The sequence below is a fragment of the Synechococcus sp. PCC 7335 genome, from assembly GCF_000155595.1.
GTDB lineage: Bacteria > Cyanobacteriota > Cyanobacteriia > Phormidesmidales > Phormidesmidaceae > Phormidesmis.
Map to the genome: position 1 here is coordinate 105,425 of NZ_DS989904.1, position 26,061 is coordinate 131,485.

The 26,061-nt window shown below is 49.2% G+C and carries 21 protein-coding genes; 12 read left to right on the forward strand and 9 right to left on the reverse strand.

Annotation, left to right across the window (positions count from 1 at the left end):
* Window positions 1-16: 16 nt before the first annotated feature.
* Window positions 17-3,181 (reverse strand): efflux RND transporter permease subunit, encoded by a 3,165-nt coding sequence (locus tag S7335_RS00460; RefSeq protein ID WP_006454076.1) that lies wholly within the window; start codon window positions 3,179-3,181, stop codon window positions 17-19.
* Window positions 3,178-4,617: an efflux RND transporter periplasmic adaptor subunit gene (locus S7335_RS00465; RefSeq protein ID WP_157620037.1), complete on the reverse strand. Its 1,440-nt coding sequence runs from the start codon at window positions 4,615-4,617 to the stop codon at window positions 3,178-3,180. The genes S7335_RS00460 and S7335_RS00465 overlap by 4 nt, the downstream gene beginning before the upstream one ends.
* Before the next feature lie 104 nt (window positions 4,618-4,721).
* Between S7335_RS00465 and S7335_RS00470 the strand changes: the two genes are divergently transcribed.
* Both S7335_RS00470 and S7335_RS00475 read left to right on the forward strand, forming a co-directional pair.
* Window positions 4,722-5,273, forward strand: a complete 552-nt coding sequence (locus S7335_RS00470) for a PadR family transcriptional regulator (RefSeq protein ID WP_006457406.1) — start codon at window positions 4,722-4,724, stop codon at window positions 5,271-5,273.
* Between the two features lie 13 nt (window positions 5,274-5,286).
* Complete coding sequence (locus tag S7335_RS00475) at window positions 5,287-6,315, forward strand: aspartyl protease family protein (protein WP_006454974.1); 1,029 nt, start codon at window positions 5,287-5,289, stop codon at window positions 6,313-6,315.
* Here S7335_RS00475 and folB read toward each other — a convergent pair.
* The 5 genes from folB to S7335_RS00500 all read right to left on the reverse strand — a co-directional run bounded on the left by folB (window position 6,312) and on the right by S7335_RS00500 (window position 10,085).
* Complete coding sequence (gene folB, locus S7335_RS00480; protein ID WP_006455480.1) at window positions 6,312-6,674, reverse strand: dihydroneopterin aldolase; 363 nt, start codon at window positions 6,672-6,674, stop codon at window positions 6,312-6,314. The genes S7335_RS00475 and folB overlap by 4 nt on opposite strands.
* Window positions 6,675-6,732: 58 nt before the next feature.
* The gene (gene brnA / locus S7335_RS00485; protein WP_006457050.1) at window positions 6,733-6,969 is read right to left on the reverse strand and encodes a type II toxin-antitoxin system BrnA family antitoxin; all 237 of its coding nucleotides are present in this window, start codon (window positions 6,967-6,969) and stop codon (window positions 6,733-6,735) included.
* Window positions 6,950-7,219 carry a BrnT family toxin gene (locus tag S7335_RS00490; protein WP_006453541.1) on the reverse strand — a complete coding sequence of 90 codons (270 nt, stop codon included), beginning with the start codon at window positions 7,217-7,219 and terminating at the stop codon, window positions 6,950-6,952. Before S7335_RS00490 ends, brnA begins: the two co-directional genes overlap by 20 nt.
* Before the next feature lie 21 nt (window positions 7,220-7,240).
* Window positions 7,241-8,557 (reverse strand): glutamate-5-semialdehyde dehydrogenase, encoded by a 1,317-nt coding sequence (locus S7335_RS00495; RefSeq protein ID WP_006455716.1) that lies wholly within the window; start codon window positions 8,555-8,557, stop codon window positions 7,241-7,243.
* Window positions 8,558-8,732: 175 nt separating this feature from the next.
* Complete coding sequence (locus tag S7335_RS00500) at window positions 8,733-10,085, reverse strand: lipid-A-disaccharide synthase-related protein (protein WP_227499918.1); 1,353 nt, start codon at window positions 10,083-10,085, stop codon at window positions 8,733-8,735.
* Between the two features lie 39 nt (window positions 10,086-10,124).
* Here S7335_RS00500 and S7335_RS00505 point away from each other — a divergent pair, with 39 nt between their 5' ends.
* From S7335_RS00505 to S7335_RS00540, 8 genes are all read left to right on the forward strand, one after another.
* The gene (locus S7335_RS00505; RefSeq protein WP_006453441.1) at window positions 10,125-11,270 is read left to right on the forward strand and encodes an acyl-CoA dehydrogenase family protein; all 1,146 of its coding nucleotides are present in this window, start codon (window positions 10,125-10,127) and stop codon (window positions 11,268-11,270) included.
* Window positions 11,271-11,445: 175 nt separating this feature from the next.
* Window positions 11,446-11,655 (forward strand): hypothetical protein, encoded by a 210-nt coding sequence (locus S7335_RS00510; protein ID WP_006453538.1) that lies wholly within the window; start codon window positions 11,446-11,448, stop codon window positions 11,653-11,655.
* A 458-nt stretch (window positions 11,656-12,113) separates the two neighbouring features.
* A complete protein-coding gene (locus S7335_RS00515) occupies window positions 12,114-13,184 on the forward strand; it encodes an amino acid ABC transporter substrate-binding protein (RefSeq protein ID WP_038015324.1) in 1,071 nt (356 codons plus the stop codon).
* Window positions 13,185-13,637: 453 nt separating this feature from the next.
* Window positions 13,638-15,068, forward strand: a complete 1,431-nt coding sequence (locus tag S7335_RS00520) for an amino acid ABC transporter permease (protein WP_006454788.1) — start codon at window positions 13,638-13,640, stop codon at window positions 15,066-15,068.
* 17 nt (window positions 15,069-15,085) lie between these two features.
* A complete protein-coding gene (locus tag S7335_RS28690; RefSeq protein ID WP_006454444.1) occupies window positions 15,086-16,681 on the forward strand; it encodes an amino acid ABC transporter permease in 1,596 nt (531 codons plus the stop codon).
* A 33-nt stretch (window positions 16,682-16,714) separates the two neighbouring features.
* Window positions 16,715-17,500: an amino acid ABC transporter ATP-binding protein gene (locus S7335_RS00530; protein WP_006455491.1), complete on the forward strand. Its 786-nt coding sequence runs from the start codon at window positions 16,715-16,717 to the stop codon at window positions 17,498-17,500.
* Between the two features lie 175 nt (window positions 17,501-17,675).
* Window positions 17,676-18,155 carry a hypothetical protein gene (locus tag S7335_RS00535; protein ID WP_006456707.1) on the forward strand — a complete coding sequence of 160 codons (480 nt, stop codon included), beginning with the start codon at window positions 17,676-17,678 and terminating at the stop codon, window positions 18,153-18,155.
* Window positions 18,156-18,306: 151 nt separating this feature from the next.
* Window positions 18,307-20,058, forward strand: coding sequence for an ATP-binding protein (locus tag S7335_RS00540; RefSeq protein ID WP_006457112.1), 1,752 nt, complete (start codon window positions 18,307-18,309; stop codon window positions 20,056-20,058).
* 282 nt (window positions 20,059-20,340) lie between these two features.
* Here the strand turns inward: S7335_RS00540 and gatB are convergent, their stop codons facing one another.
* Window positions 20,341-21,834 (reverse strand): Asp-tRNA(Asn)/Glu-tRNA(Gln) amidotransferase subunit GatB, encoded by a 1,494-nt coding sequence (gatB, locus tag S7335_RS00545; protein ID WP_006453880.1) that lies wholly within the window; start codon window positions 21,832-21,834, stop codon window positions 20,341-20,343.
* Window positions 21,835-22,321: 487 nt separating this feature from the next.
* Between gatB and dps the strand changes: the two genes are divergently transcribed.
* The gene (dps, locus tag S7335_RS00550; RefSeq protein WP_006456946.1) at window positions 22,322-22,825 is read left to right on the forward strand and encodes a DNA starvation/stationary phase protection protein Dps; all 504 of its coding nucleotides are present in this window, start codon (window positions 22,322-22,324) and stop codon (window positions 22,823-22,825) included.
* Window positions 22,826-23,130: 305 nt separating this feature from the next.
* On the opposite strand, the gene S7335_RS00555 is transcribed toward dps, so the two are convergent.
* Window positions 23,131-23,505, reverse strand: a complete 375-nt coding sequence (locus S7335_RS00555) for a hypothetical protein (RefSeq protein ID WP_227499919.1) — start codon at window positions 23,503-23,505, stop codon at window positions 23,131-23,133.
* Between the two features lie 240 nt (window positions 23,506-23,745).
* Between S7335_RS00555 and S7335_RS25585 the strand changes: the two genes are divergently transcribed.
* Window positions 23,746-26,061 (forward strand): M14 family zinc carboxypeptidase (locus S7335_RS25585; RefSeq protein ID WP_227499920.1); only part of this gene is annotated, 2,316 nt, incomplete at its 3' end.

Here is a 26,061-nt window from a genome sequence, read left to right on the forward strand (position 1 = left end):
TTCGTAGAGTGAAGCTTCAGTGAGAGGTTTCTAAGCGCAAATCTGATTGCTTATCTGATTGCCTAAAAATTAGAATGTATGCGGATGGAATGAAATAGAGCGCCAGCAGGGTTGCCCCGCCAAGGCCGCCGGCGATCGCAATCGCCAAGGGTGGCCAAAATCCGGTGCTATCGAGCATCAACGGCACAAAGCCGACAATGGTTGTCACCGTCGTTGCGGCCACATGCCGAGTGGCTTTCAGCACAACCTGTACCGTTGCCTTGACATCGCCCGTTCTAGCCAGCGGATCTTCTCGCAGCGCTGCTAGTACGACAATAGAATCATTGATCGCCAGACCAATCAGACCCAGCGTTCCGAGAATAGCGGTAAAGCCAAAGATAGAGTTAAACACCCATAGCGCCATTGCCGCTAGTCCCACCGCGCAGACCGCAACCACACCCAGCAGCGCCGCGATCGCAAACGAATTAAACGATAGCACTAGCGTGGCCACCATCAGAATCGCTAGCACGCCTACAGACGCTAGCAAATTGCCGACGGCGGTGCCTCTAGCGTCAGCCTCCCCACCATATTCAATCCGATAGCCCGTCGGCAGCTCGAAGCCACTTTCTTCTAGCTGCTGTTGAAATTGGGTGAGCACTGTGTCTGGCAAGGCGCCTGCTGTAAGGAAAGCCTGCACATTGTTTACTCGCTGACCGTTGTAGTGGGCGATAGTGGCAATATCAGGAACAAGGTCGATGCTTGCTACAGCAGAAAGCGGCACGGGATTTGCCCCGTCAGACGTACCATTAGTGCTAAGTAGATCGGTTGAGGCGATCGCACTCAAGTCTCCTCGAACCGCATCACCTACTCTCACCCGCACTGGAATATCTTCCGTATCTTCTAACAAAGATCCACCCACCGCGCCATCTAGCGTACTATTGAGCTGAGCGGCGATCGCACTGTTGTCCAACCCCGTCCGCCGTGCGGCGACTTCACTCACCTGCAAAGCCAGCTTTGGCTGTACTTCGCTCATATCTGCGCGGGTATGAATCACGCTAGGAATCTGCGCTAGCTCGCCGCGTAGCTGATTGCCGATCTCTCGTAAACGTGACATTTCAGAACCGTAGAGCCGTAGCTCGATGGGTGCTGGGAAAGGCGGCCCTTGTTCTAGCTGACGCACTAAAGCTTGAGCCTGTGGAAACGCTGCATCTAGCTGTTGTTGGAGTGTGGTGATTGTGTCTCGTAAGTTATCAGCGCTGTTTAGCTGAACGATGCCCTGGGCGTAGTCTGGTGCATTCTCTCTAGACGCGACTACATTGTAGAAAAAAGAAGGCGCACTTTTGCCCAAAAACCAATGCACCTCCTCGACGGCGGGATGCTCACGGATCAGATCTCTCGCCTGGAGTACTTGCGATCGCGTCAATGACATCGCTGTTTGAGCGGGCATCTCAAACTCTATTTGAAACTGGTCGCGGTTTGTTGGGGGAAAGAACTGCTGAGGCAGACTTGCGAATTGCACAAAGCCAAGAATCGGCAGTATTAGCGCCACCCCAATACCAAGGATAGGACGACGAAAAGTCAGGTATAGGCTATTAGCATAAGCTGTGCTCAGCGCCCGATTAGAAAAGCCGCCTTCCCACCACTGGTTAGCCCACCACCGTTTAGATGGATGACTAGAGGCGGAAGCAGCCGGTAGCGGCGCAGCTGGTGTTCCCATCCGTGAGGGCCATCTGCGATAGATCAATCCAATCATTGCAGCAATCACGGTGAGTGAAAGTGCGAGAGAACTCAACAGCGCTAGAATCACCGTTGTTCCAATCGTGCCAATAAACTCTCCGGTGCCGCCAGGTGAGGTGGCAATAGGAATGAACGCCAGCACAGTGGTTAACGTAGAGGCGACCAGCGGCACGACTAAATGCTTCACCGTTTCGCTGACGGCCTCACTAGGATGCATGCCAGCTCGCAAGCGGATCTGGACTTCGTCTACAACTACAATGGCATTGTCAATTAGCAAACCCAGCGCAATAATCAAGCCTGTTACGGACATCTGGTGTAGCGGAATATTTAGCACCTTCATCGCGCCAAACACCATCAGTGTCGCCAAAGGCAAGGCCAAACCCACGATTGCCGCAGAGCGCCAGCCTAACATAAATAGAGAAACAACAATCACCAGCCCAGAACTCAGCAACAGATTACCAATCACACCGTTGAGCCGCTGCTGTACATACTGGCTCTGGTCTAGCACAGTTGTAAGGCTGAGCCCGTCGGATAGTGTCTCTTCAAATGCTGCGAGCACTTGTCTTGCTTCTTGGGCCCAATCATCTACTCGAAAGCTCGATTCTACCTGTACTGACAGCACAACGGCGGGCTTGCCACCAATGAGCGCTAATTCTTCAGCCGGTTCCTGTACGGCCTTTGAGACTGTCGCCACATCGCCTAACATTCTTGCTTGTCCGTCGTCGCCCACGCGGATCGGAATTTGGCGAATTCTCTCTAAAGACTCCAAGTTGCTATCAATTTCTAGGAGCAGCTCATCAGCATCGCCTTGCAGCGTTCCTGCTGAGACCTTGGCATCGCTCGCACGGACTTGTTGCGCGATCGCCTCTGCCGTCAATCCCAACCGCGCCGCGATCGCCTGATCTACAACAACCTGAATTTCTTCATCCGCCACCCCGAATAGCTCTACTTTATCCGTACCTGGAATCACCTTCAGCTGATCTTCTAAACCTTCCGCTACTCGCTGCAACAGGGCAGCGTTCACCGGTGATTCTAAATCCCAGGTCAGCCCTACGATCAGGGCATTGGCTGCAACATCAGCATCTTCGTACACCGGATCTTGCGCCCCCGGCGGTAGCTCTGGGGTCACATCCTCTAGCTGACTACGAATCCTTGCCCACACAGGCGCAACGTTTGCTACGGCATCCTTTAGCTCTATCGTAACTACAGAAATATTGGGGCTAGAAGTTGATTCGATGTTGCTAATTTCTTCAACATCAGAGAACTCTTCTTCTATTTTCTCAGTGACGAGTGATTCAACTCGCTCAGCACTTGCTCCTGGGAAAAGAGTCGTAATCGAAGCATTCCTTTGAACAATCTCAGGATCTTCTAGCCTTGGCAAAGTCAAGAACGCAGAAATGCCCCAAACAACAATCAGCGTCAGCGTCAGGAATAGAAGCTGTCGATTTCGATAAAACACATTCATCGCACTGTCTCGCTAGAAGTGGTCCCGCTAGAAATGGTCTTGCCAGGTGCGGGCTGAATAGAAGAAATATCGCTAGGAATCACCAACTGATCTACAACAACTCGGTGAGTGCCGCTGACAATGACGCGATCGCCCTCTGACACCAAACCTCTCACAAAAGACCGTGCCGTCTCCCCATTATTCTCAGAATGCAGTAGCTCTACATCGCGCCTCGCTACCCGGTATGCTTCCTCTCCATTTAGTTCCCCTTCCTCTGTTTTAGTGAGCACGTACACTGACCATAACCCTCGCTCTCCTGCCACCAGCGCTGTACTTGGCAACCAATAACCAGACGAGGCCTGTTGTTCATTTACTACCAGCTTCGTGGTGGTGCCAATGGTCAAATCACTATCTGGTGCAATCTCCAAAACCACTGTGACCGTTTGGCTGTTCTCATCGACTTCCGGCAGTTTCGCGCTTACGAGCGCTGAATAGGTTCGCGATCCCACCTGTATCGCCTGCGATTCTCCTACCGTTAGCCGCTGTGCTACCCGCTCTGGAACACCAATTCTCGCCTCCATCGCGCCATTTTCTACTAGCTTCATCACCTGCTGAGATCCGCCGACAACCGAGCCTTCGTCCACTAGCCGCTGAGAAATCTTTCCTGCAAACGGGGCGTACAGCACACTCTTATCTAACGACACGTCGATGGCGCGGATGCGGGCATCGATTTGATCTACCTGGGCTGCTTGAGCACTAATCTGCTCTTGGCGAGTCCCGTTGCGCAATTCTTCTAGCTGGCTTTGGGCTTGTTGCAGTCGATCGGCGATCGCATTGGCACCAAATCGCCTTTCGTCTAGTTCCTCAGCAGAAACTGCGCCTTGAGCGAACAAATCGGCTCGTCGCTGCGCCTGCAATTCTGCTAATTCCAGCTGGTTTTGCAAATCACTCACTGCTGCTTCTGCTGAGGCAACGTCTTCTCTACGCGGCCCCGTTTCTAATTCCTGCAGTTGAGCCAGCACCTGTCTCTTTTGGGCTTCTAGCTGCGATCGCTGCGCTTCTAAATCTCGCATATCCAACCGCGCCAGTGGCTCACCTGCACTGACGACATCCCCCTCATCGACTAGCAACGCGGTAACCGTTCCGCCTCTCTCGAAGCCCATATTGCTGCTGCGCCGAGCAACCAGCTCTCCAGAATAGGCCCGCTCTGTTGAATAGCTATCTGCCGAACGCAGCCGTATTGTCTCTACGGGCAGGCGCTGCACGGTTTCAGCCACGGTATCCTCGTCACCCCACGAATTTGTTAGCCAAACTACAGGCGCTAGGATCAGTGGCACCACCAGAAGTAGCTTCCAGCTAACAGCAGGTAAGGAAATTAGGCGTTTCTTGAAAGTGCTGGGCAACTGACGAGCAGAGGAATCCTCGGACGGGTTCGAGGGAGAAGAATCAGCATTCATACTCAATTAGTTGATATTCAACTTGTTGTGTAGTATTTGATTAAAGTATACTCAACATGTTGGATATGTCAATTCAGATTTTATTACTTGCCTCCTAGAACAAAATGGCTCTATCGCACACTATTCTGGCCCTACTTTCCAAGCAGCCAGACAGCGGTTACGACATCAGTAAGCACTTCGACGAGGAGCTAAGCTGCTATTGGAAAGCTACGCAGCAGCAAGTTTACAGAGAACTTACTAAGCTCACAAAAAATGGCTGGGTTGACTTTGAAGCGGTGCCGCAAGCAGGTAAGCCCGATAAGAAGATCTATCATATTACTGAGGACGGCTGGCAAGAACTCACGCGCTGGTATGCCGAGCCGACTGAGCCGACGCCTATTCGCGAGGATTTACTGGTAAAGGTTCTGATCGGTCATAAAATGCCGCGTCAGCTTCTAATTGATGAAGTGAAACATAGACAGCAAGTACATAGTGACCAACTTGATCGATATCGTAAGATAGAAGCAGACTATCTTGCAAAAGATGAAATCGAAGATAGTGATCTAGAAGCGCAGTTCAAATACCTTACGCTCAAGCGTGGCATTGCCTACGAGACCTCATGGCTGACATGGTGCGATCAGGTGATGGCCATGGTCGATAATCTCGAAGATAGATAATGCCGAGGAACATATGACGTTTGAAACGGCGGCAGAGAAATTTAGGCGAGCACGATCTTTGATTGCTGTGGGGCAAGTATTTGAGGCGTTGCCGCTGTTGGATGAGCTAGTTGAAATGGAACCTGGGTGGGCGCAGGTGTATGTACAGCGAGCGCGGATTCGCAAGCGGTTAGGAAATAGAGAGGGGGCGATCGCAGATTACGCTAGGGCGATTAAGCTAGCACCGACAGCGGAACTATATTTAGCTAGGGCTTTGGTGTGGTTGAGTCTAGATCAGGTGGAAGGAGTAATCGCAGATAGTCGGCAGGCGATCACGCTTATGCCAGAGCTAGCAGGCGGACATCGGCTATTAGGTAAGGCGTTGGGGTTGTTAGGAGATGGTGAGAGTGCAATTAGCGCCTACAAGCAGGCCGCGCGGTGCTATCTAAACGAAAAAGATAAAGAGAACGCGCAGCAATGTATTGATGCGATCAAGCCGTTGCGCGATCTGCCTCCCTTTGTACCTTCACCAGAGCCGTGGCCTTCATCAGATTCATCAAAGGTAGAGAACAGTCATGAAGAAATGTCGTGGCCGGAGCAGATTAATACGCAGCAGGCTACAGAAAGCGCTCAGTCTATGCGGCAGATCAAAACCCAATCCGAAGATGGCAAAAGCAAAGGGATCATTGTTCCGATCAAATCGTTCGATCGTCACTTGCCAGTGGTAGAGGCTATGTTCGACGGCATTGCTAAGTTTGATATGGTGATCGATCGCAATGCGCCAAACTCAATCATCACCCAGCGAATAGCAAAGCAGCTAGGACTCAAAGAAGTCAGCTATCAGTATGTGTATCTAGCAGATGGGACGCCTATGGAGCTATCGATTGCGCGGTTGAGATCGGTAGTAATTGGATCGCTGATTGTGACGGACGTGGAGGTTGCGATTCTCCCGAAAGGAGGCTCCGCCAACGCGCCAGACAACGCAACTGTTGTTTTAGGAAAGAATTGTTTCACTGGCTATAGCGTACGCATTAGTGGAAACGAGATTACGTTCATCCGCTAGCTTCTTTCTCTCGTAATTTCTACGCCAACGGTGCCTCCAAAATCTGGAATAGGAGGTGTGGGTTTGGTGACTTTTACGTTGATCTTTTCGATACGCTCGTCGCTGCCTAGGGCACGGGTCGCAACGGCATCAGCAAGACTTTCAATTAGCTTATATTTTTTGGTTTGAATGAGTTGTTTGGTTTCTTGAACAATCTCTACATAGCTATGGGTGTCTTCTAGCGCATCGGTCTTTCCAGCTTTTGAAAGGTCGATAAATATCTTTAAGTCAACATGAAACCACTGACCAAGAACGTTTTCTTCTGGTAAAACGCCAAGATAGCCGAAGGCTTTAATGTCGTTGATGTGGATAATGTCCATTCGTAAGGCTCAAGACTAGAAGATATTCTATATTCGATAGCATTGAATAGCCGAATGACTATTGATGACTATGAACTTTTTCAAGCCGTTCTGCGATCCAAACTTGAATAACAGACTGCCGGGACATGCCTATGCGGTTCGCCTCTCGGTCTAACGCTTCTATCATCCAATCAGGAAAGTCTACGTTAATTCGCTGTTGCTGCTGTCCAGGTCGCTTTGCTCGTGAAAGATCTAAGTCCTCTATAATGTCTTCTTCGTTCTCGTCAAACTTTCTGTCAAAATCTGCTGCTTTCATATAGTTCAACCTCACGCTTGCGAGCCCGACGGACTGAAATGATTCTAATGTCCTTGTCACGATAGGTGATCACTGCCGCCCACATTTTGAAGTTGACTTTGGCAATCACAGTGAATCGGAACTCATCTTCGGTTCGAGCAGGTACCTCAAGTCGAGACTTATCTTGCCAGAGGCTTTGAGCCTCTATGAAGTCGATACCATACTTCGCCTTATTGGACAGACTTTTGTTTTCGTCGAATTCAAATGCCATGTCCATACATAATTTAGCAGCCTACAGATCTTTGTGTGTAAAGGGTCTTGCGTCAGCGCCGGAGTAGGTTGCAACAATATGGCCGTTACCGAGAAGCTGATACTTATAGGTGACGAGTCCTTCTAGTCCGACGGGGCCGCGTGGGGGCATTTTTTGGGTGCTGATGCCGACTTCTGCGCCGAAGCCGTAACGGAAGCCGTCGGCAAAGCGAGTGGAGCAGTTGTGGTAGACGCCTGCGGCATCGACTTGAGTCATGAAGGTATTGGCGGTAGTTTGATCGGTGGTGGCGATCGCCTCCGTATGCCGTGACCCATAGGTATTGATATGCTCAATGGCTGCTTCGACGGAGTCCACTACCCGCACAGCTAAAATCAAATCACTATATTCTGTTGACCAGTCTTCTTCATCAGCAACCTTGATCCCCGATAAAATCTGACAGGTTCTATCGTCCCCCCGCAGTTCTACGCCTTCTAGCTGGAGAGCTTCGGCTAGAGTAGGCAAAGCTTTGTTAGCAATCTCTTGGTGAATCAACAAGGTTTCGATTGCGTTGCAGGCAGAAGGATAACCAGCTTTGGCATCAACGGCGATGCGAGCGGCTTGCTCAATATCGGCGGCGCTGTCTACATATAGATGACAGATGCCGTCGGCGTGACCGAGAACGGGAATTTTGGTGTTGGCTTGTACGTATTGAACGAACTGGTTCGAGCCGCGGGGGATGATGAGATCGACGTATTTATCAAGAGATAAAAGAGCGTTGGTTTCTTCGCGGGTGGTCAGAAGCTGGACAGCGTTGGGGTTAGCTCCGGCGTCGGTGATGCCTTGGCGAATGGCTTTGACGAGAGCGGTGCAGGAATGAATGGCTTCGCGTCCGCCTTTTAATATCACGCCGTTGCCGGATTTGATGGCGAGGGTGGAAATTTGCATGACGGCGTCGGGGCGAGATTCAAAGATGATGCCGAGGACGCCCAGGGGAACGCCGATGCGTTTGAGAATTAGACCTTGATCGAGTTCGCGATGAAGGTCTAATTCTCCGGTCGGATCGGGTAATTCGGCAACGCTGCGGACGCCTTGGATGGCACCGTTGAGTTTGATAGGGTCTAGCTTTAAACGACCGTAAAGGGGTTTGGCTAGGTTGCTGGTAAGGGCGGCGTCAAGATCTTTTTGGTTGGCGGTGACGATATCAGGAGCTGCGGTTTCTAGGGATTGGGCGATCGCGTTGATAATCGCGTTTTTTTGCTCGCTGGAGAGTTGGGCAAGTTCGCGGGCGGCTTGTTGGGTTTGTTGGGCGAGTTCTGTTAGGGTTGGCTGCGCTGTGGTGAGGTTGGTTAAGGTGATCATTTCTATAGTTGGATGCGACTATGAGGAAACAAGAAAGGCGACAAGAATTGGGGATTTCCTCCCCAAACCCCCTCCTCTGCTTGGATGCTCAATATCCCGCTTGGGGGCCCAAGCTCCCCCAAACCCCCCGAAAGGGAGTGTCCGGTCGGATGCCTTGGTGTACTCGGCTGGAGGTCTATATATTGTACAGGGCGTTTCTTGTTATCTTTGATTCATCGCTCATCGTTTCTAGTACCTTCGCTGCTATTCTTTCGCTGGCACCGGGTTTGCCCATTCTCTGTTTACCGTTTTGGCAAATTAGCTGAAGGCGTTCTGGATCTTGGATGAGTTGGATGATCGCATCTCCTACTTCATCTACGTTCTCTATCATCTGAATGGATGGGCCTAGCATTTTTGCCTGGACGGTAGCGAAGGCTTTGGTAAATTGAGGGCCGTTGCCGGGAAGGGTGATGGCGGGCTTGCCTAAGCCGACGAATTGCTCGGTGGCGGTGCCTGCGGTGGCGATCGCAATTTCGGCTTTGTGCAGACAATCGTTGTAGGCGTTAGTGAGTAGTAGGGTGATGTTCTGGTTACGGTAGATAGATTGAGTGCTATCTATTGGGACCCATCCATGTGGTAGGGAGGCGATGAGTTTGGCTTGGGAAAGGGTAGGTGCGATCGCACCAAGTAGTGTCAATGACCTATGGGGGAACGTCCGTGCCAGACTAGGGAGAGTTGCCACTATGCGGCTCCAGTTTTCGTAGGCTTCGGGTGGCCGAGAACCAGGTAGTAGCAAAATGGTTAGGGCATCTGAGTCTTGTTGTTCTATCAGCGGAGGTAGTGTGCCGGTAGGTAAGAGGCTATCCATCATCGGGTTACCGACGTATTGAGCAGATAGACCTAGCTGTAATAGGCAGGTCGCGGTAAATTCATCGCGTACAAAGAGGTTGCAGCAGCGATGGTGGGCCATCAGCCAGCGTTCCCAGGGTAGGTATACTGAGCCAGACCAGCCTTCTAGACGATCCAAGAATTTGACTGGTGGATGCTTTCTCGTCTCGTCTCGTAGCCAGTACTCTGATTTGGCTGTGCCTAGAAAGCTATAGGATAGGCCGCTATAGTACGCGAAAAGTAGTGGCACGATGTCGCCGACTGCAAGTACGTGTCGTTGATGGGTAGAAGAACTGGAGGGACGCCCTTTATATACAGACGGAACTTGCGCCCAGTTTCTGATAGCAGATAGCTGAGATTGAGTAAGGGGGATTAGCCCTCCGCTGAGATCTCTACCGAGCTGCTTTGGGTCTCGGTTGAGAAATCCACCAGAGGGAAGCGCGTTTGCTTTGCCAATAGTCGGAATGTTGGCCCGATGATAAGCGCTGCCACTGCCGCTAATAGGTAGGGCACAAAGGCTAACCTCTGGGTTCTGCTGGTGAATAGCACCTAAGATACGTACGGCAATGACGTCTTCACCATGGCCGTTACTAATACACAGCAGGTTCATAAGCAGTAAAAGCTCATAAGAGATACAGAAGTCTTCTCTGGTCTTTATCATAGTCAAAGTGATTCAGCCGACCAAATAGCAAGCCTGTTCATGCCTTTCTCAATCGACACCGCCATTGATAAGCCCAAACCAAGTGCCAAGCTGGACGCTTTAGAAACGCATTTGTCTGATCAGGTCGCTCCGATCGCGCAGCAGCTAGATCGTGAGTCAGATAGACTATTTTCGGCTTTCTTGGCGCTCGGTGCAAAGGGTTGGCTAGCGCCCAAGCTGTCTGAATCTTGTTCCAAATTGTCTGATGGTAGTGTCTCAAGCTCATTGGCGAAAAGCCAGGGACTGGGCTTAGACAACCACGAATATTGGCAGTTTCAAGGCGCGATCGCCCGCCGTTCTGGGGCCCTGGCTTTTCTTCAGACTCAGCATCAGAGTGCTGCTAGCTTGATCCAAAGTGGCAGCAACGAGGCTCTCAAACCAAAGTACTTGCCCAAAATGACTACTGGCGATCGACGCATCGGGGTGGGCTTTTCTCAACTGCGACGTCGACCGTCACCTTTACGAGCAGAGCCCATCTCCGATGGCTATCGGCTCAATGGAGAGGTGCCTTGGGTGACAGGGGCAGGGCTGTTTAGCGAATTTGTTGGAGCTGCCGTTTTGGCGGATGGTTCGGTGGTATTCGGCTTGATACCGCTAGTGACACAAACAGTTGAAGATCAAAGAATTGTTGTTGGTGAACCGATGCCACTCGCAGCCATGTCATCGATGAACACGGTAGCGGTGCAGATAGAAGATTGGATTCTACCGGCCGCGCAGCTTGTCGGACATAGGCCGAAAGTTTGGATTGAAGAGCGAGATCGCGCCAGTCCCTTAAGCCCACTTGGATTGATCCTAGGGTGTACTGAGGCAGGTATAGATGTATTAGGACAGTCATTAAATCGGCGAAACATCGATCATGATATTGTGATGCAGCTTAGACTTAGACTTAGCTGGTTTCAAACGCACTTATCTAAGATAGAGGCCTTACCTAGCAGCGCCTATGAGCAAAAGCTAGCCTTCAGAGGAGAGGCAATCACTCTAATGAATACTTGCACTCAAGCTGCAGTGATTGCATCAAGCGGGGCCGCAAATATGCTTACTCATCCAGCGCAAAGAGTCTATGGCGAATCAATGGTTTTCAGCGTGAGTGGGCAGACTACGAACGGGGCGATCGCGACCTTGAATCACTTAATAAAGGCTGTATGATTTATGTGTCAGTGCATTCATACAAAGGCAGAGTTTTCTGAGTTCCTTATCGCTGCAAAATGAAGCGATGTAACAGAAGTAACACCGCTGTTAAGAACGATGTTTTAAAGTGTGAGTCCTCGTCTAGCCAGCTCAGTATGCGCTAAATATAAAGACAATATAAAGGTTTCAACGTATGGATATTCGTCTTCTACGTCAATTCTGGTCCATCCTCGCAGCTTCTCCAAACCAACGCCTCGCCTCTCTAGACGACTCTAGCGTCTCAAAGTGGATTGTGGATATTCTTAAAGCCGATCCCACTTTTGATCCACGCAATTTGCCTACCGTCAATCAGTACATCCAAACTCGCATTCCACTGATTCGAGACTTGTCACAGCAGGCTTGACGTTACATTTTCTTTAGAACGATATTCTTTAACAACCGCTACCAATCACTAACGCGGTTATAGCATTCATACAACCAGCTGACCCTAGGCTGAGTTCGTAACTCGTCCTCAAGCACCATAGGTAAACACATCACTGCTAGATAACGCACTAGATAACACATTTGTAATTTACGCCACAAAACTGCGGAAAGTCTATCTCATAGGCCGCTTGAGCCTTTTGCGCACTGATATCTAGAGGCTACGGAGAACAAGACCGTAGCCTCAAGTACTGATTATCCCTGTGGAAAAGATGATACTGTTGAGCGCAATTACCGCCGGGTAGGTTGTTTAGATGCACTACGGTGTCCTTCTCTAGTTCTAATAGATACAGTGCTAGATGTAATGATTGATACCTTTATTGCATCGACAGCCCATCAGGCCATTTGAGTTCCTTGTATCGCAAGTGCGTGAATTTAGATATGAAAAAATGGAGTTTGATGCTCACAGCGAGCATGAGTGTAGTGGCATTAGTTAGCTGTGCGGCGCCAGGAGGAGCGCCAGGGGAGGCAGATGCTGATGGCGATGCAGTCGGCAGTTCTGGCAGCCGTTTACAAACCGTCCTAGATCGCGGCGAGCTAATTTGTGGTGTAGACGGTGGTATTCCCGGTTTCAGTTTCGTAGAAGCAGGAGCTTACTCTGGCTTAGACGTTGATGTTTGTAAAGCAGTCGCTGCCGCGCTGTTTGACGATCCTGAACAGGTGGTTTATCGCAACCTTGATTCGACAGAGCGCTTCGAAGCTTTAAAAGGTGGCGAAGTCGATATGCTCTCTCGGAATACTACCTGGACACTTAGCCGGGATACCTCAGTTGGCATGGAGTTCGGCCCAACCACGTTCTATGACGGTCAGGGTATGCTGGTGCGTGAGGCGGATGGCATTGCTGAGCTTAGCGATTTTGAAGGGCGATCGGTTTGTGTAGAAGCCGGTACCACAACTGAGCTTAATCTTGCTGACCAGATGCGTCAGCTAGGCGTTAGTTTTGAGCCACAGACTTTCCAGGATGCGGACGCAGCCTATGCAGCGTACGAAGCAGGTAGCTGTGAAGGAATGACTTCCGATAAGTCTCAGCTGATTGCCCGTCGAAGCACGCTCACTAACCCCGATGAGCATGTTCTGCTAGATGTGACGATGTCAAAAGAGCCTTTAGGACCTTTAACAATCAACAATGACTCTGCTTGGTTTGACACAGTCAAGTGGGTAACCTACGCCTTAATTGAGGGCGAGGAGTTGGGATTGACTTCCGAAAATATCGAGGAGACCGTAGCCTCTACCGAAGATCCAACTATCAGGCGATTCGCTGGCGAAGAAGGCACATTAGGTTCGGATATGGGTCTGCCTAATGATTTTGCCCTTCGCGCTATCAAGCATGTCGGTAACTATGGCGAAATCTATGAGCGCAACCTCGGTGAAGGATCACAGTTCGCACTAGCTCGCGGTCAGAATGCTTTATGGTCTGAGGGTGGATTACTCTATTCTCCTCCCTTCCGCTAATTCGTTGATATAGCTAGGTTGATATAGCTAGATACTCTTGCGACCGATGAGCGCAGGTGGCCAGGTATTTTGGTCCCCTGCGTTTACTTGTTTAAGACCAATGTATTAGGAACAAATAATACGTTTCGTATCGGGCCTAAGTTGTTGGTACGAAGGGATTATGATATCCATACTAATTGTCTCGGATGACAGAGAAAAATGGCGCCGAAGAGACTAGTGAGACTTGACAGTTTCTACACCGCAAAGCATCTACTTTTGTAAACGATGAGACGGAATGTCGTCTTGTTTTACTGCATAGTTGCCTCTAAGTTGGGGCCATCATCGCTAAAACACGATATACAAACGATCAGTACAGACATAGCCAAAACGCCAAACAAAGATAAAGCACAGACAGAACGCTGCTAGAAACGCTGTCATCTAGATAGCAACGTAATTGTTGATTGATTAAAGACTATGGCACAACGCTCAACCAAGCCTACTTCTGGCTTGCGATCGCTACTTAGAGATGAAAGATTCTGGCAGATTGCCTTCCAAGTAATTGTGACTATCGCTGTGATTCTCACTTTTTCTTATCTGTTTGGCAATCTTTCTCAAAACTTACGGCGTCAAGGCACAGAGTTCAGCTTTGGTTTCCTACAAAATCCAGCTGGCTTTGGTATCGGCGAAAACATGCTGGGTTACGAGACTCAAGACTCGTACGCCAAAGTAATTCAGGCGGGTATCGTCAACTCCTTAAGACTGATCTTTGTCAGCATTATCACGGCGACAATCGTCGGTGTGGCTGCAGGCGTCGCTAGCTTTTCAGATAACTGGCTATTGCACAAAATTAGTCGAACCTACGTCGGCCTAGTGCGTAATGTGCCCTTGTTGCTACAGCTCGTTTTTTGGTATTCGGCCGTTTTCTTAGCGATACCGACTGAAGCGAACCAAATCGTTTTTCCTAATCCAAGCCTCCCTTTGATAGTCGCAAACAACAGAAACGTTAGTCTGCCAGGACCAGGGCTACCTGGTGAAGTCTGGATTGCACTGATGTTGTTGGGACTAGCATTTTTGCTGTTTGGCCTGCTGTGGAACTCAATCAACAAATTTCGATATGGACGGTTTGCAGCCGGTATTGCCGGTTGGCTTGAGCGCTTGGGCGCAGCAGCGGTCATTGTCGCGGTGGTGGTCGTAGATTACTTTCTACTGATGAGTAATTCTTCAGAAGATATGTTGTTCTTCAAAGGGGCGATTATTGCGCTATTTACCAACCCAGAAGGGCTTTGGGTAATCGCTCTGGCAGTAGCCATAGTTGCTATCTTCGTGATTTGGAGAATCCGTTTGAAGTCTATGGTTGAAGACGGCAGCGATGGCAAGCTGTTGATGGGTGTAATGATTGCGATTGGCATTGCTGCTCTAGCTATTTTAGTATTCGCCTTCAACTGGAATGCTCCTCAACTCTCAGAAGCAGGGCGAGCCAGTGGCGGTCTAACCATGTCAGTAAACTACGTTGCCTCTGTCACAGGCCTGACTTTCTATACCGGCGCTTTCATCGCTGAGATTGTGCGCGCAGGCATCCAATCGGTACCGCGTGGTCAGTGGGAAGCCGCACGTTCAGTTGGACTGACTAACGACAAAGCTATGAGGCTCGTTGTCTTTCCCCAGTCTTTGCGAGTATTGCTTCCTCCGCTCAATAGCGAATTTGCCAACCTTGCTAAGAATTCGAGTTTGGCCTTTGCCGTTGGCTACCCTGAGCTATACAACCTCGCCAACACCACATTCAACCAGACAGGTAAACCCATCGAAGTGTTCCTAATGATGATGGCTACCTATCTCACACTCAACTTGCTGATCTCTCTAAATATGAATCAGCTCAACAAAGCCGTTCAATTCAAAGAACGTTAAGACAGGAGCGCTAACCCATGACCCTCAGTTCTAGACCGATCGAACGTGGCGCACCCCGAGTCCAAAGAACAGGACCGCTCGTCTGGACTCAAAAGCATCTGTTCAACAGTCCATTTAACAGTGTTATCACCATTGTGCTAGGTGGCGTAATCATCTACGCACTCTATAGCATGTTGACCTGGGCCTTTATTCAGGCTCCCTGGGCAGTGGTCACTGAGAACTTCGCTCAGTATATGGTGGGGCTATATCCCCCCGAGTTTTACTGGCGGGTATGGACCATCTTTGCTTTGGTATTAGCCTTAGCAGGCGTGAGCTGGGGAATTCTTGCGCGTAATCAAAAGCAGCTGTTCTCGCCGCCTGTTCTAATTGGGTTTGGAATAGCTGTGCTGTTGCTGATCCTCTTGCCAATGACCAGACCATATCTAGTCTATTCACTAGGTAGTTTGGCCTTACTGGCTGTAGGGGCGATCGCTGGTCAGCAAGTAGGCCGCAACTTCTCTAAAGCGCCGCAGTTCATTTCTGCTGGGTGGTTTATTTCTTACTTTGTCGTGCTGTATTTGCTAGGGGGCAACGCGTTTACACAGAGCCTGCTCTATGCCGTTCTTTTCCAAATTGGCTTAGGATTACTTGTTGGTTGGCAGCTGGCTTCTCGGCTTGCCATGCCGATACTGACGCAGTGGCTAGGTAGGCTGGCCCTGCTGGCTGCTGGCTTTTGCCTGGGCTACTACGTCTTAGGTAACATCTTCTTCCCAGTTTTGGGTGCTGTGCTTAGCTACCCAGTCTTTTTGTGGGTAATGAGAATTGTTGGCATCTTGCTCGGTGTCGCCTTAATCTGGGTTTTCTCAGACTCGCAGACGCTTGAGAACATTGGTAGGATTGCGCTGTTCTTGATAGGCTTTGCCGGTGTGTTCGTTTTGATGGGTTGGCTACCCGCTATGCTTGGTCTAGAGTTTGGCCTAGAAACGGTGCGGACAAATTCTTGGGGCGGTCTAACGCTGACTTTGTTTTTGGCTATCAGTGGTATTGCCCTTTGCTTCCCGGCGGGTGTTTTGCTAGCACTAGGTCGGCGGAGTAAGCTACCGCTGATTCGGATGTTCTCGGTCACCTATATTGAGCTGGTACGAGGCGTTCCACTAATTTCTATTCTATTTATGGGACAGGTACTGATCCCCCTGTTCTTACCAGAGGGTATGCGACCAGATCCAGTAGTTCGAGCCATTATCGGCCTAACTATTTTTAGTGCGGCTTACCTAGCTGAGAACGTTCGGGCCGGACTGCAGTCCGTGCCTCAAGGCCAAGGTGAAGCAGCTCAATCTTTGGGATTGAACAAACCGCTGACAATGGCCCTAATCGTGCTACCACAGGCGCTAAAGACCGCGATTCCGGCGATTGTAGGCCAGTTTATCAGTCTGTTCCAAGATACGACACTGCTAGGCATTGTGGGATTGCTAGAACTATTGGGCATCACCCGAAACCTACTTGCTAACCCGAACTATCTGGGTGATTTTGCCCCTGCCTATGTCTTTATCGGAGTAATCTACTGGGTGTTCTGCTACGGAATGAGCTATGGCAGCCGCCGGGTAGAAGCAGCACTGAATACCGACCTGCGATAATGTTGATTTTGTTGGCCTAGAGGACCTTTTGTGATGACTCAATCTGAAATTCAAACGCCTGCTGTGTCCCGTAATTCTGTGGGTGCAGAGGCGGTAATTGTCGCCAAAGACGTAAACAAGTGGTACGACAATGGCTTCCACGTCCTTAAAGGCGTCAGCATGAATGTCTACAAGGGCGAAGTGGTTGTGGTCATGGGCCCTTCAGGCTCAGGTAAATCAACGTTTATCCGCACGTTCAATGCACTAGAGCCCTATCAAGAAGGCAGTATTGATATTGATGGCGTGCGAATTGCTAACGATCTTAAAGACATTGAAGCCGTGCGCCGGGAAGTCGGTATGGTGTTCCAGCAGTTCAATTTGTTCCCGCATCTAACCGTATTGCAAAATGTCACGTTAGCACCAATTTGGGTGCGGCGATGGCCAAAGGCCAAAGCAGAAGAGATCGCTATGCGGTTGCTAGATAGAGTGGGCATTGCTGAGCAAGCCTATAAGTTTCCTGGTCAGATGTCAGGTGGGCAGCAGCAACGCGTTGCGATCGCCCGCTCATTAGCCATGCAGCCAAAAGTCATGCTGTTTGATGAACCCACCTCAGCCCTTGATCCTGAGATGGTACGTGAAGTCCTTGACGTTATGCGTAATCTTGCCGAAGATGGAATGACGATGGTGTGTGTAACCCATGAAGTAGGCTTCGCTAGGGAAGTTGCTGATCGAGTAGTGCTGATGGATGGTGGCGTCTTGGTAGAAGAAAACACACCAGAAGAATTTTTCAACAATCCTAAAGAAGAAAGAAGTCAGGCGTTCTTATCGCAGATCCTATAGCCCAGACTCTTTGCAGTTAATATCTTTCTTCTATCGCTTGACTGCTGCCTCCGTGGTAGATTATTACGTGCGATAAGTCAGTTCGAGATTGACGGAATGCTTCTACGTTCCACGCCCTGTAGCTTGATTTACTGCACGCTTGATTTACCACAAATACAACTGTGAGGAAGATTAAATGATCACTCGATTCAGCAGCCGTCTGACTAGAGCGGCAATAGGGGCGCTAGTCGGTGGTCTAGCGATCGCTCTTTCTACTCCGACAGTCGCTAAAGCTCAAGCTGCCTACGGTAGCTATATCGGAATTGGTGGCGCCTTTGGAGATGGTGAGATAGGCGTTTCTATTAATGGTCGCTACAGCATTCTAGAACTCCCTATTTCTATCCGAGGCGCAGCCTTTTTAGGAGATGGATCCGCCTTTGTTCCCACCGTTTCTTATGACTATCCAGTCAACTTCAACTTAGACGTATATCTCGGGGCTGGAGTGGCCTTTGCTACTGACGGTTCTGTGATGGGCGATGGCACCAGCTTCGTCTTGCAGCCCGGCGCTGACTATGCCTTCACTAACAACCGGCTAGTCGTCTTTGGTAATGCAGTCATCCCGGTTGGAGGTGATACGAACACAGCCGTACAAGGGGGCGTAGGCATTCAGTTCTAAACGGCTCTTCTAACTCTTCTAAACAGTTTTTCAACGAAAGCGCTACCTTTCACTGAAAGAACCCATGTACTAAGCGAGCGCTTTCCGTTACCATAAGCCCATTATCTAGAGTTTACTGATTCTAGGCTGCAGGGCCAGAAGGTATTTAGACATGCGAGAGCTGCGTCCGTTAGGGTCGGTCATTCAGGGCTCCTTGAGCAAGGGGCTCGAAGTTCGACTGCATCCAGATGTGCTAGTTGAAGAAATGCGAGTGGGTAAGTTCCTGGTGGTACAGGGTGTGCGATCGCGTTTCTTCTGCATGCTCACCGATGTAGCCTTAGGCATGGCTAGCCAACGAATTGTCGCTAGCCCTCCGGCACCTAATAATATCTTTTTGCAAGAAGTCTTAGCAGGCTCAGGCACCTACGGTACGGTCGATCTAACACCGATGCTGATGTTTACGCCAAATGAAGACTCTGCCCAGTCGTCGGCTGCAAAACGATCTTTTGAATCTACCCATGAGAATTCACCTAACTACAGCGCTAGTGCGGGTAGTCTGGCATCTTATGAAGCTAACTCAAGTGCGCCACTGCAGCTACTGCCAGTAAAGACAATTCCCGGCCATTTTAGCCAGGCTTATGATGCCTCAGAAAGAGACTTCAGGGCGGTGTTTGGTTGGGAAGATGATGTACATCGGCGCAACTTTGCGATTGGTCAGCCAATTGATATGAACGTGCCTATCTGCATCGATCTCGATCGGTTTGTCGAGCGTAGCAATGGCATCTTTGGCAAATCAGGCACCGGTAAGTCCTTCTTAACTCGCCTGATTCTCTCAGGAATTATTCGCAAACAGGCAGCGGTCAACTTAATCTTCGATATGCATTCGGAATACGGTTGGGAAGCAGTCAGCGAAGGCAAAGAATTTAGCACAGTTAAAGGGTTACGTCAGCTATTTCCAGGTCAGGTACAGATATTCACACTAGATCCTGAATCGACAAAGCGCCGCGGGGTAACCGATGCTCAAGAGCTTTATATTAGCTTCGATCAGATTGATGTAGAAGATTTGATGCTAATTAGCCGCGAGCTTAATTTATCTGAAGCCAGCTTGGAAAATGCAATTATCTTGCGTAATGAATTTGGTAACAGTTGGATAAATAGACTGTTACAGCTAAGCAACGAAGAGATACAAGAATTCTGCGAAGTGAAGATGGGTAGCAAATCTTCTATCATGGCTTTGCAGCGAAAGCTAACCCGTTTAGCAGAACTGAAATACATTCGGAGTAGCTGTCCATACAACTACGTAAATCAGATTCTTGAGACTATCGACGCCGGTAAGCACGTAGTAATTGAGTTTGGATCGCAAAGCAACATGCTTTCTTACATGCTAGCAACCAACGTGATTGCTCGGCGGATTCACGCTAGCTATGTACGCAAGGCTGACCGTTTCTTACAGAGCAAAAATCCGGCTGATCGGCCTCAGCCGCTGGTGATCACTATTGAAGAGGCTCATCGATTCTTGGACCCGGCAACAGCTAGACAAACTATCTTTGGCGTGATTGCAAGAGAGATGCGAAAGTATTTTGTGACGCTGCTGGTAGTCGATCAAAGACCTTCAGGAATCGACAATGAGGTAATGTCTCAAGTAGGGACAAGAATCACAGCGCTGCTGAATGACGAAAAAGACATTGACGCGATCTTCACAGGCGTCTCAGGCGGACAAAGCTTGCGCTCGGTACTAGCAAAGCTAGATTCCAAACAGCAGGCGCTATTGCTAGGTCACGCAGTACCGATGCCGGTAGTTGTTAGGACCCGGCCTTATGACGAACAGTTCTATAAAGAGATCGCAGATACAAATTGGACGGAGATGCCTGACGAGATGGTATTTCGAGCAGCGGAGGGCGCGATCGCTGATCTAGGCTTCTAGACCTTCAAGGAAGATATATACGAAAGGTATAACAGAGATAGACCCGCTCAAAGGTGATGTCAGCCATAAAAGAGACTAAAAGAAAATAGGAGAGCCATTTCAGGCTCTCCCTACCATCAGGGTGCATCTACATGCACACATTATGACATATGGGATGAGGGGTATCACCCACTGCTTCTTATAAATTATACGGATTCGTGTCCGTATACTAGAATGCAGGCTGAGAAGCTCAGCTTCTCAGTAGATCTAACTATCACAATTTAGAATTAAGCGACTGGTTCGTCAGGCGTTGAGCTTTTTGCCTAGCAGCTGATTGGTTAGCTTGGGATCGGCTCTTCCCCCCGTGCGCTTCATCACCTGACCAACAAAGAAGCCTTTGAGTTTGGTTTTTCCAGCTTTAAACTTGGCCAGCTCATCGGGATGAGCAGCGATCACTTCATCGATCATCGCTTCAATCTCAGCTGGGTTAGAGATTTGGCTAAGTCCTTTGCTCTCTACAATTGCTTTCGGCGATCCACCTGTCTTGAGCAAATCAGGCAGCATATCCTTACCAATTTTGTTGCTGATCGTGCCATCTTCAATCAGCTTAACCATTTCGGCGAGCGCCTCTGCTGATAGCTTAGTGTCAGTAATACTTAGCTTTTCAGCATTGAGATAGCCAGCAATGTCGCCCATGATCCAATTGGCGACGAGCTTACTAGAAGCGCCTGTCGCGATCGCCCGTTCAAAATACTCAGCTACCGAGCGATCATCAGCTATCACCCTAGTATCATAAGCCGACAGTCCTATCTCTTCCTCGTAGCGCTTTCGCTTTTGGGCAGGCAGCTCGGGCAGCTCGGATTTCCACTGACTAAGCTGGTCAGCAGAGACTTCAATCGGCGGCAAGTCAGGTTCAGGGAAATAGCGGTAATCACTAGAGCCTTCTTTTGAGCGCATGCTTCTAGTGCGCTGTGGACCTTCTTCCCACAAGCGAGTCTCTTGGTAGATTGGCTCTCCTGCTTCTACAGCCGCAATTTGGCGTTCGATTTCGTAGTCTATGGCTTTGGCGATCGCGCTAAAGCTATTCATATTCTTGATTTCAACCTTCGTGCCAAATTCTTCCTGGCCGACCGGACGCACCGAAATATTCACATCGCAACGCAGCGAGCCTTCCTGCATATTGCCATCACCTACACCTAGATAGCGAATGATCCGCCGAATCTCTTCCGCATAAGCGGCTGCCTCTTCTCCAGAGCGCATATCTGGCTCAGATACGATTTCCACCAGTGGTACACCCGCCCGGTTATAGTCCACCAAAGAATAAGCAGAGCCAGACAGACTGTCGCTACCCGCATGCACCAGCTTGCCTGCATCTTCTTCCATATGCAAACGAGTGACTCCAATTCGCTTACGCACCGGCTCACCGTCTTTGACCAGTTCAATCTCCAGCCAGCCATGCTCAGCAATCGGCAGATCAAACTGCGAGATTTGATAGTTCTTCGGCAAATCAGGATAGAAATATTGCTTGCGATCAAACTTACTATAGGGTGCGATCTGGCAGTTCAATGCCAGTCCTGCTTTAACCGCATACTCTAGAACTTTCTCATTTAATACCGGCAGCACACCTGGCAGGCCCATCGTGACCGGATCGATATAAGTGTTTGGATCTGCGCCAAAGGCCGCCGAGCTAGTCGAGAAGATCTTCGTTTCCGTACTCAGCTGACAGTGGGTTTCTAGACCGATAACAGCTTCATATTTCTTTTCTACAGGTGTTTTCGCAGGTGCAGCAGCAGTCATAAAAGCTTCGAATGTAGGTAGGTGACTCTACAAGATGTAGAAGGTGAAAACATAGTCAGTACATCGGCAATTGTATCGCTATTGACTGGGTTTAGAGCGAATGTAGCGTAATGCTTAATCAACAGCGGCTAGAAAGTTGTTCAAGCTATGTGGCCCAAACTAGTTAAGGCGAATACTCATCAGAAATTAAGACCGATACTTATCAGAAATAGTATCTTTCTACTGCAAGCTCACCATAGAAGGGAAGCCCACATAAATTACCCTATACATTGAAGCCGAAAATACTTGCTAAAACGAAGTCATAACGAGTATGATTAGGTAGTAAATAAAACATATTACTAGCTTAGGCTCGAGCTATTTACCCGATTGGCCCCGATTCCCCAAAATTGCTTAAATCGATTGAAAGACGAGCGCCATAAAAAAGATCCAACTATATCCTAAGTAAGGCTCATCAACTCATCAATTCCTATATCTACTGGAGGACACCATGGTTGCAACCACATCTAAAACTGCTTTCTATCCTACTCGGATTGATTTGCCCCTAGACACTCGTCAGGCTGTCGTCGCCATGCTGAACGGTACGCTAGCCGCTACGACCGACTTACGTACTCAGACCAAACAGGCACACTGGAACGTCAAAGGCAAAGACTTCTACCAACTACATCTACTATTTGATGAGATGGCAGGCGAGCTAGAAGAATATAGTGACATGGTCGCTGAACGAGTCACTGCATTAGCGGGTACTGCAATGGGTACTGTGCGGATAGCTGCTAGCGAGTCAATTTTGCCAGAGTACAACTTCGATGCGGTAGGTGGAATGGAGCACGTAGCCGCGCTAGCAGATCGCTACGCCGCCTACGCCAAGCATTTACGTCAAAGCATTGACAGAGCAGATGAGCTAGGCGATCAAGATACAAACGATCTCTACGTCGAAATCTCTCGTACTATCGACAAACGTCTATGGTTCTTAGAAGCTCACCTAGTTGGATAGGTAACAGAAAGAGACTAGATGGACTTGAAATAGACAAGCCTGAATAAGTAGGCTTGTCTGGCTCATAGCTTGATATCTTCTTCAACAGTCCAGCCAGGCTAATAGTCTAGCTAATGATCTAATAGAAAGTGAGAATGTTCATCTTCAGAGCATCTTCACTTTCTATTAGTGCACACCTGTTAGCGCACAAGTCACAGAATTGATCTCTTCAGTAGTCAATCGAATAAGTAGTCAGTAGAACATCTTGGCCAACCGCTTAGAAGAATTAAAACAAAGATCCCCAACCAGATTGTTGTATCCAAAACCTATCGCCAAAAAAGACTCAGACAGTCCTCTAGCGCTGTCTGTTCAGCTAGAGAGAGAACAGTCATTTCATACGGCAGTACGCTCAGCTCAGTGAGATCTAGCTCCTGTCCTGATTCCCAGGTTGAAGCGGGAGTATAGGGTGGGGCAATCCGGGTAATGCGCTCGATGCGATCGCCCTTCGCCTCTCCTCGAAAGCAATAGCGTACTGCCGGCAGCTCACGTCTGTTGAACAACTCAACACCGATCACCGCTGAGCCACTTTTACGCAAAAGCAAAGTGGACAGAGCATCAGGCTTAGTAGAAACATAACGATAGGTGCCCGTTGGCCAAGTCGAAAAAGACTGCGCAGCCGTCTGGGCTGAACAGGTTGCCATCAAAAATACAACAGCTATCTGTTTGAACACCGGCCTCTCTTACCTACTTGTTTCAATAGTCATCAAACTTAATAGTCATCAAACTCAATAGTTACCAGAGAATATACCAAAAGTAAGTCCTGATAGCGCTATCTCATAATGTTATGAAGTCTTTAAAGGAACAGCTCAATAATCTACAGGAAGGCTGATTTTTCTTAATCTGTTTCTTTTAGTATGGCGAAATCCACAAGAGGTCTTCCAGTGTCAGAGCAAATAGCTACAACTTTGTTTTCTGAGAATTTCGACGGTGCTAGTGGCGCAACCCCACCCCAAGGGTGGACACAGGTTCTGCTCGAAGGAAATCCTGAGACTGACCAGTGGCGATTCGATAATCCAGGCGATCGCAGCTTCGTTAGTGCTGATCCGTTTGCCGGACCTGTCGCTATCTATGATAGTGATGCACTCTCCGATGATGATGTAGAAGAAAGCGCTACTCTAATCTCTCCTACTTTTAGCGCTGCCGATGCTCAGGGTGCCTTTCTACAATATGACCAGTGGTACTTTGGCTTCACCGACCCAGAGTACGCCAGTCAAATCTATATTGAAACCTCGACTGACGGCGGCACTACTTGGGAGATCGCTTATCTCGAAGATGGCGCTGGACAATTCAGCGGCCCTCAGCTGGTTGATCTAACTGATACCGTCGCCGGTAGTGAAGAGGCGCAGATTCGTTTTCGTTTCGATGGAGACTGGTCATACGCTTGGGCTGTAGACAATATCGAAATCGTTGACTATCTGCCGCCAGGCGTGATCCTCCCATCCGGTGACGTAGGGGTCAGTGAAGACAACGTGCCCGATCCTCTAAACTTTGAATTCGCGTTGCAAAGCCGGCCTAGCTCGGATGTAACGCTAAATTTCGTAGTAGACGATGAACAGCTTCAGGATATTGAGTCGATTACATTCACACCGCAAAACTGGTCTGAGTCGCAGCTATCTGTTGTGAGTGCGGTCTCAGACGACCTAGATGAAGGCGAAAACCAAATCAGCAATGTCCAGATTGAAGTTGTTAGTGATGACCCTGCTTACGATGGCCTTGTAGTAGACGATGTTTCTGTTCAAATCACAGATAGCACCATACCTGGATTCACTAGCTATCGCACGGTAGAAGAAACTTTCAGCGATCTAGAATCACTAGCCGATAACAATTCTAATCTGGCTAGCTGGGTAGATTTTGGCGATAGCTACGATAAAGCTACACCCGGCGGCCCCAAAGGCTACGATATCTATGCGCTACAGCTTACCAACAAAGAGACCGATATTCCTGGCTACGAAAAGCCGATCTTGTACGTTCAAGGCGCTATCCACGCTCGGGAATATACGACGACTGAGCTGGTCACGCGCTTTGCAGAAGATTTGGTCAGTCGCTATGGCACCGACCCAGAAGCCACTTGGCTATTGGATTATACTCAAATTCACCTCGTTCCGATTCTCAACCCAGACGGACGCAAATTCGCAGAACAAGGATATTCTTGGCGTAAAAATGCTAACCCCAACCCAGATCCAACCTTAGAAGAGGCTCCTTTCCCTACTTACGGTGTCGATCTAAACCGCAACTACGATTCCGCCTTTGGTGAAGTCCCTGATGGCTCTAGCGGTAATCCTAGCTCTCTTGTCTATCGTGGGCCCTTTCCTTTTTCTGAACCTGAAACACAGGCCGCTCGCGACTATCTATTGGACTTGTTCCCAGACCAAAAGCCTGAAGACCAATTCGCACCTGCACCTGACGATGCAACGGGCGTTTATCTCGACGTCCACAGCTTTGGCAATCTAGTACTCTATCCTTTTGGCAACACGGAAGAACCAGCTCCAAATAGTGAAGGGTTACGCAATCTGGGCCTAAAGCTTGGCTATTTCACTGGCCTTGATGGCGAAGCCTACGACATTCAACAGGCAATCGGACTATACCCTACCGATGGGACAACTGATGATTGGGTATACGAAACTTTTGGCACAGCCGCCTACACAATTGAGCTTGGCACGGAATTTTTTGAAGATCCTGAGTATTTTGAAAGCATCATCGTACCCGAGTTTACGCCTGCGCTTTACTACGCGGCGAAGTCAGCCTTTCAGCCTTATCTCACTTCAGCAGGACCTGACTCTTTAGACGTTAAGCTCGATCGACCGACGATATTCGCTGGGGTGCCTGTCTCACTTAATATCCGATCTAATGCCACCCGCTACGATGATGGCAACCTCAGCTCAGAAGGGATTACCGAAGGAATTGACCTACCTGAGTTCAAAGATATCGCAGGGGCTCGCTACAGCTTCAATTCGCCTTCTTGGGTACCTGGGACAGAGCTGTTTGAGCTGATGCCTGCGAGTAATCCACTCGATGATACTGTAGAGCGACTGAAAGTTCCTAGAATTGATACGTCTGGACTTGAACCGGGGCGACACACCATTTTTGTCGAGAGCATGGCCGCAGACGGTACCTATGGTGTGCCTACTGCCGTTTTCCTAGAGGTGTTAGAAGATCCTGTTGAGCCGGTTACTGGCGGTCCGCGTCGGATAGGGACT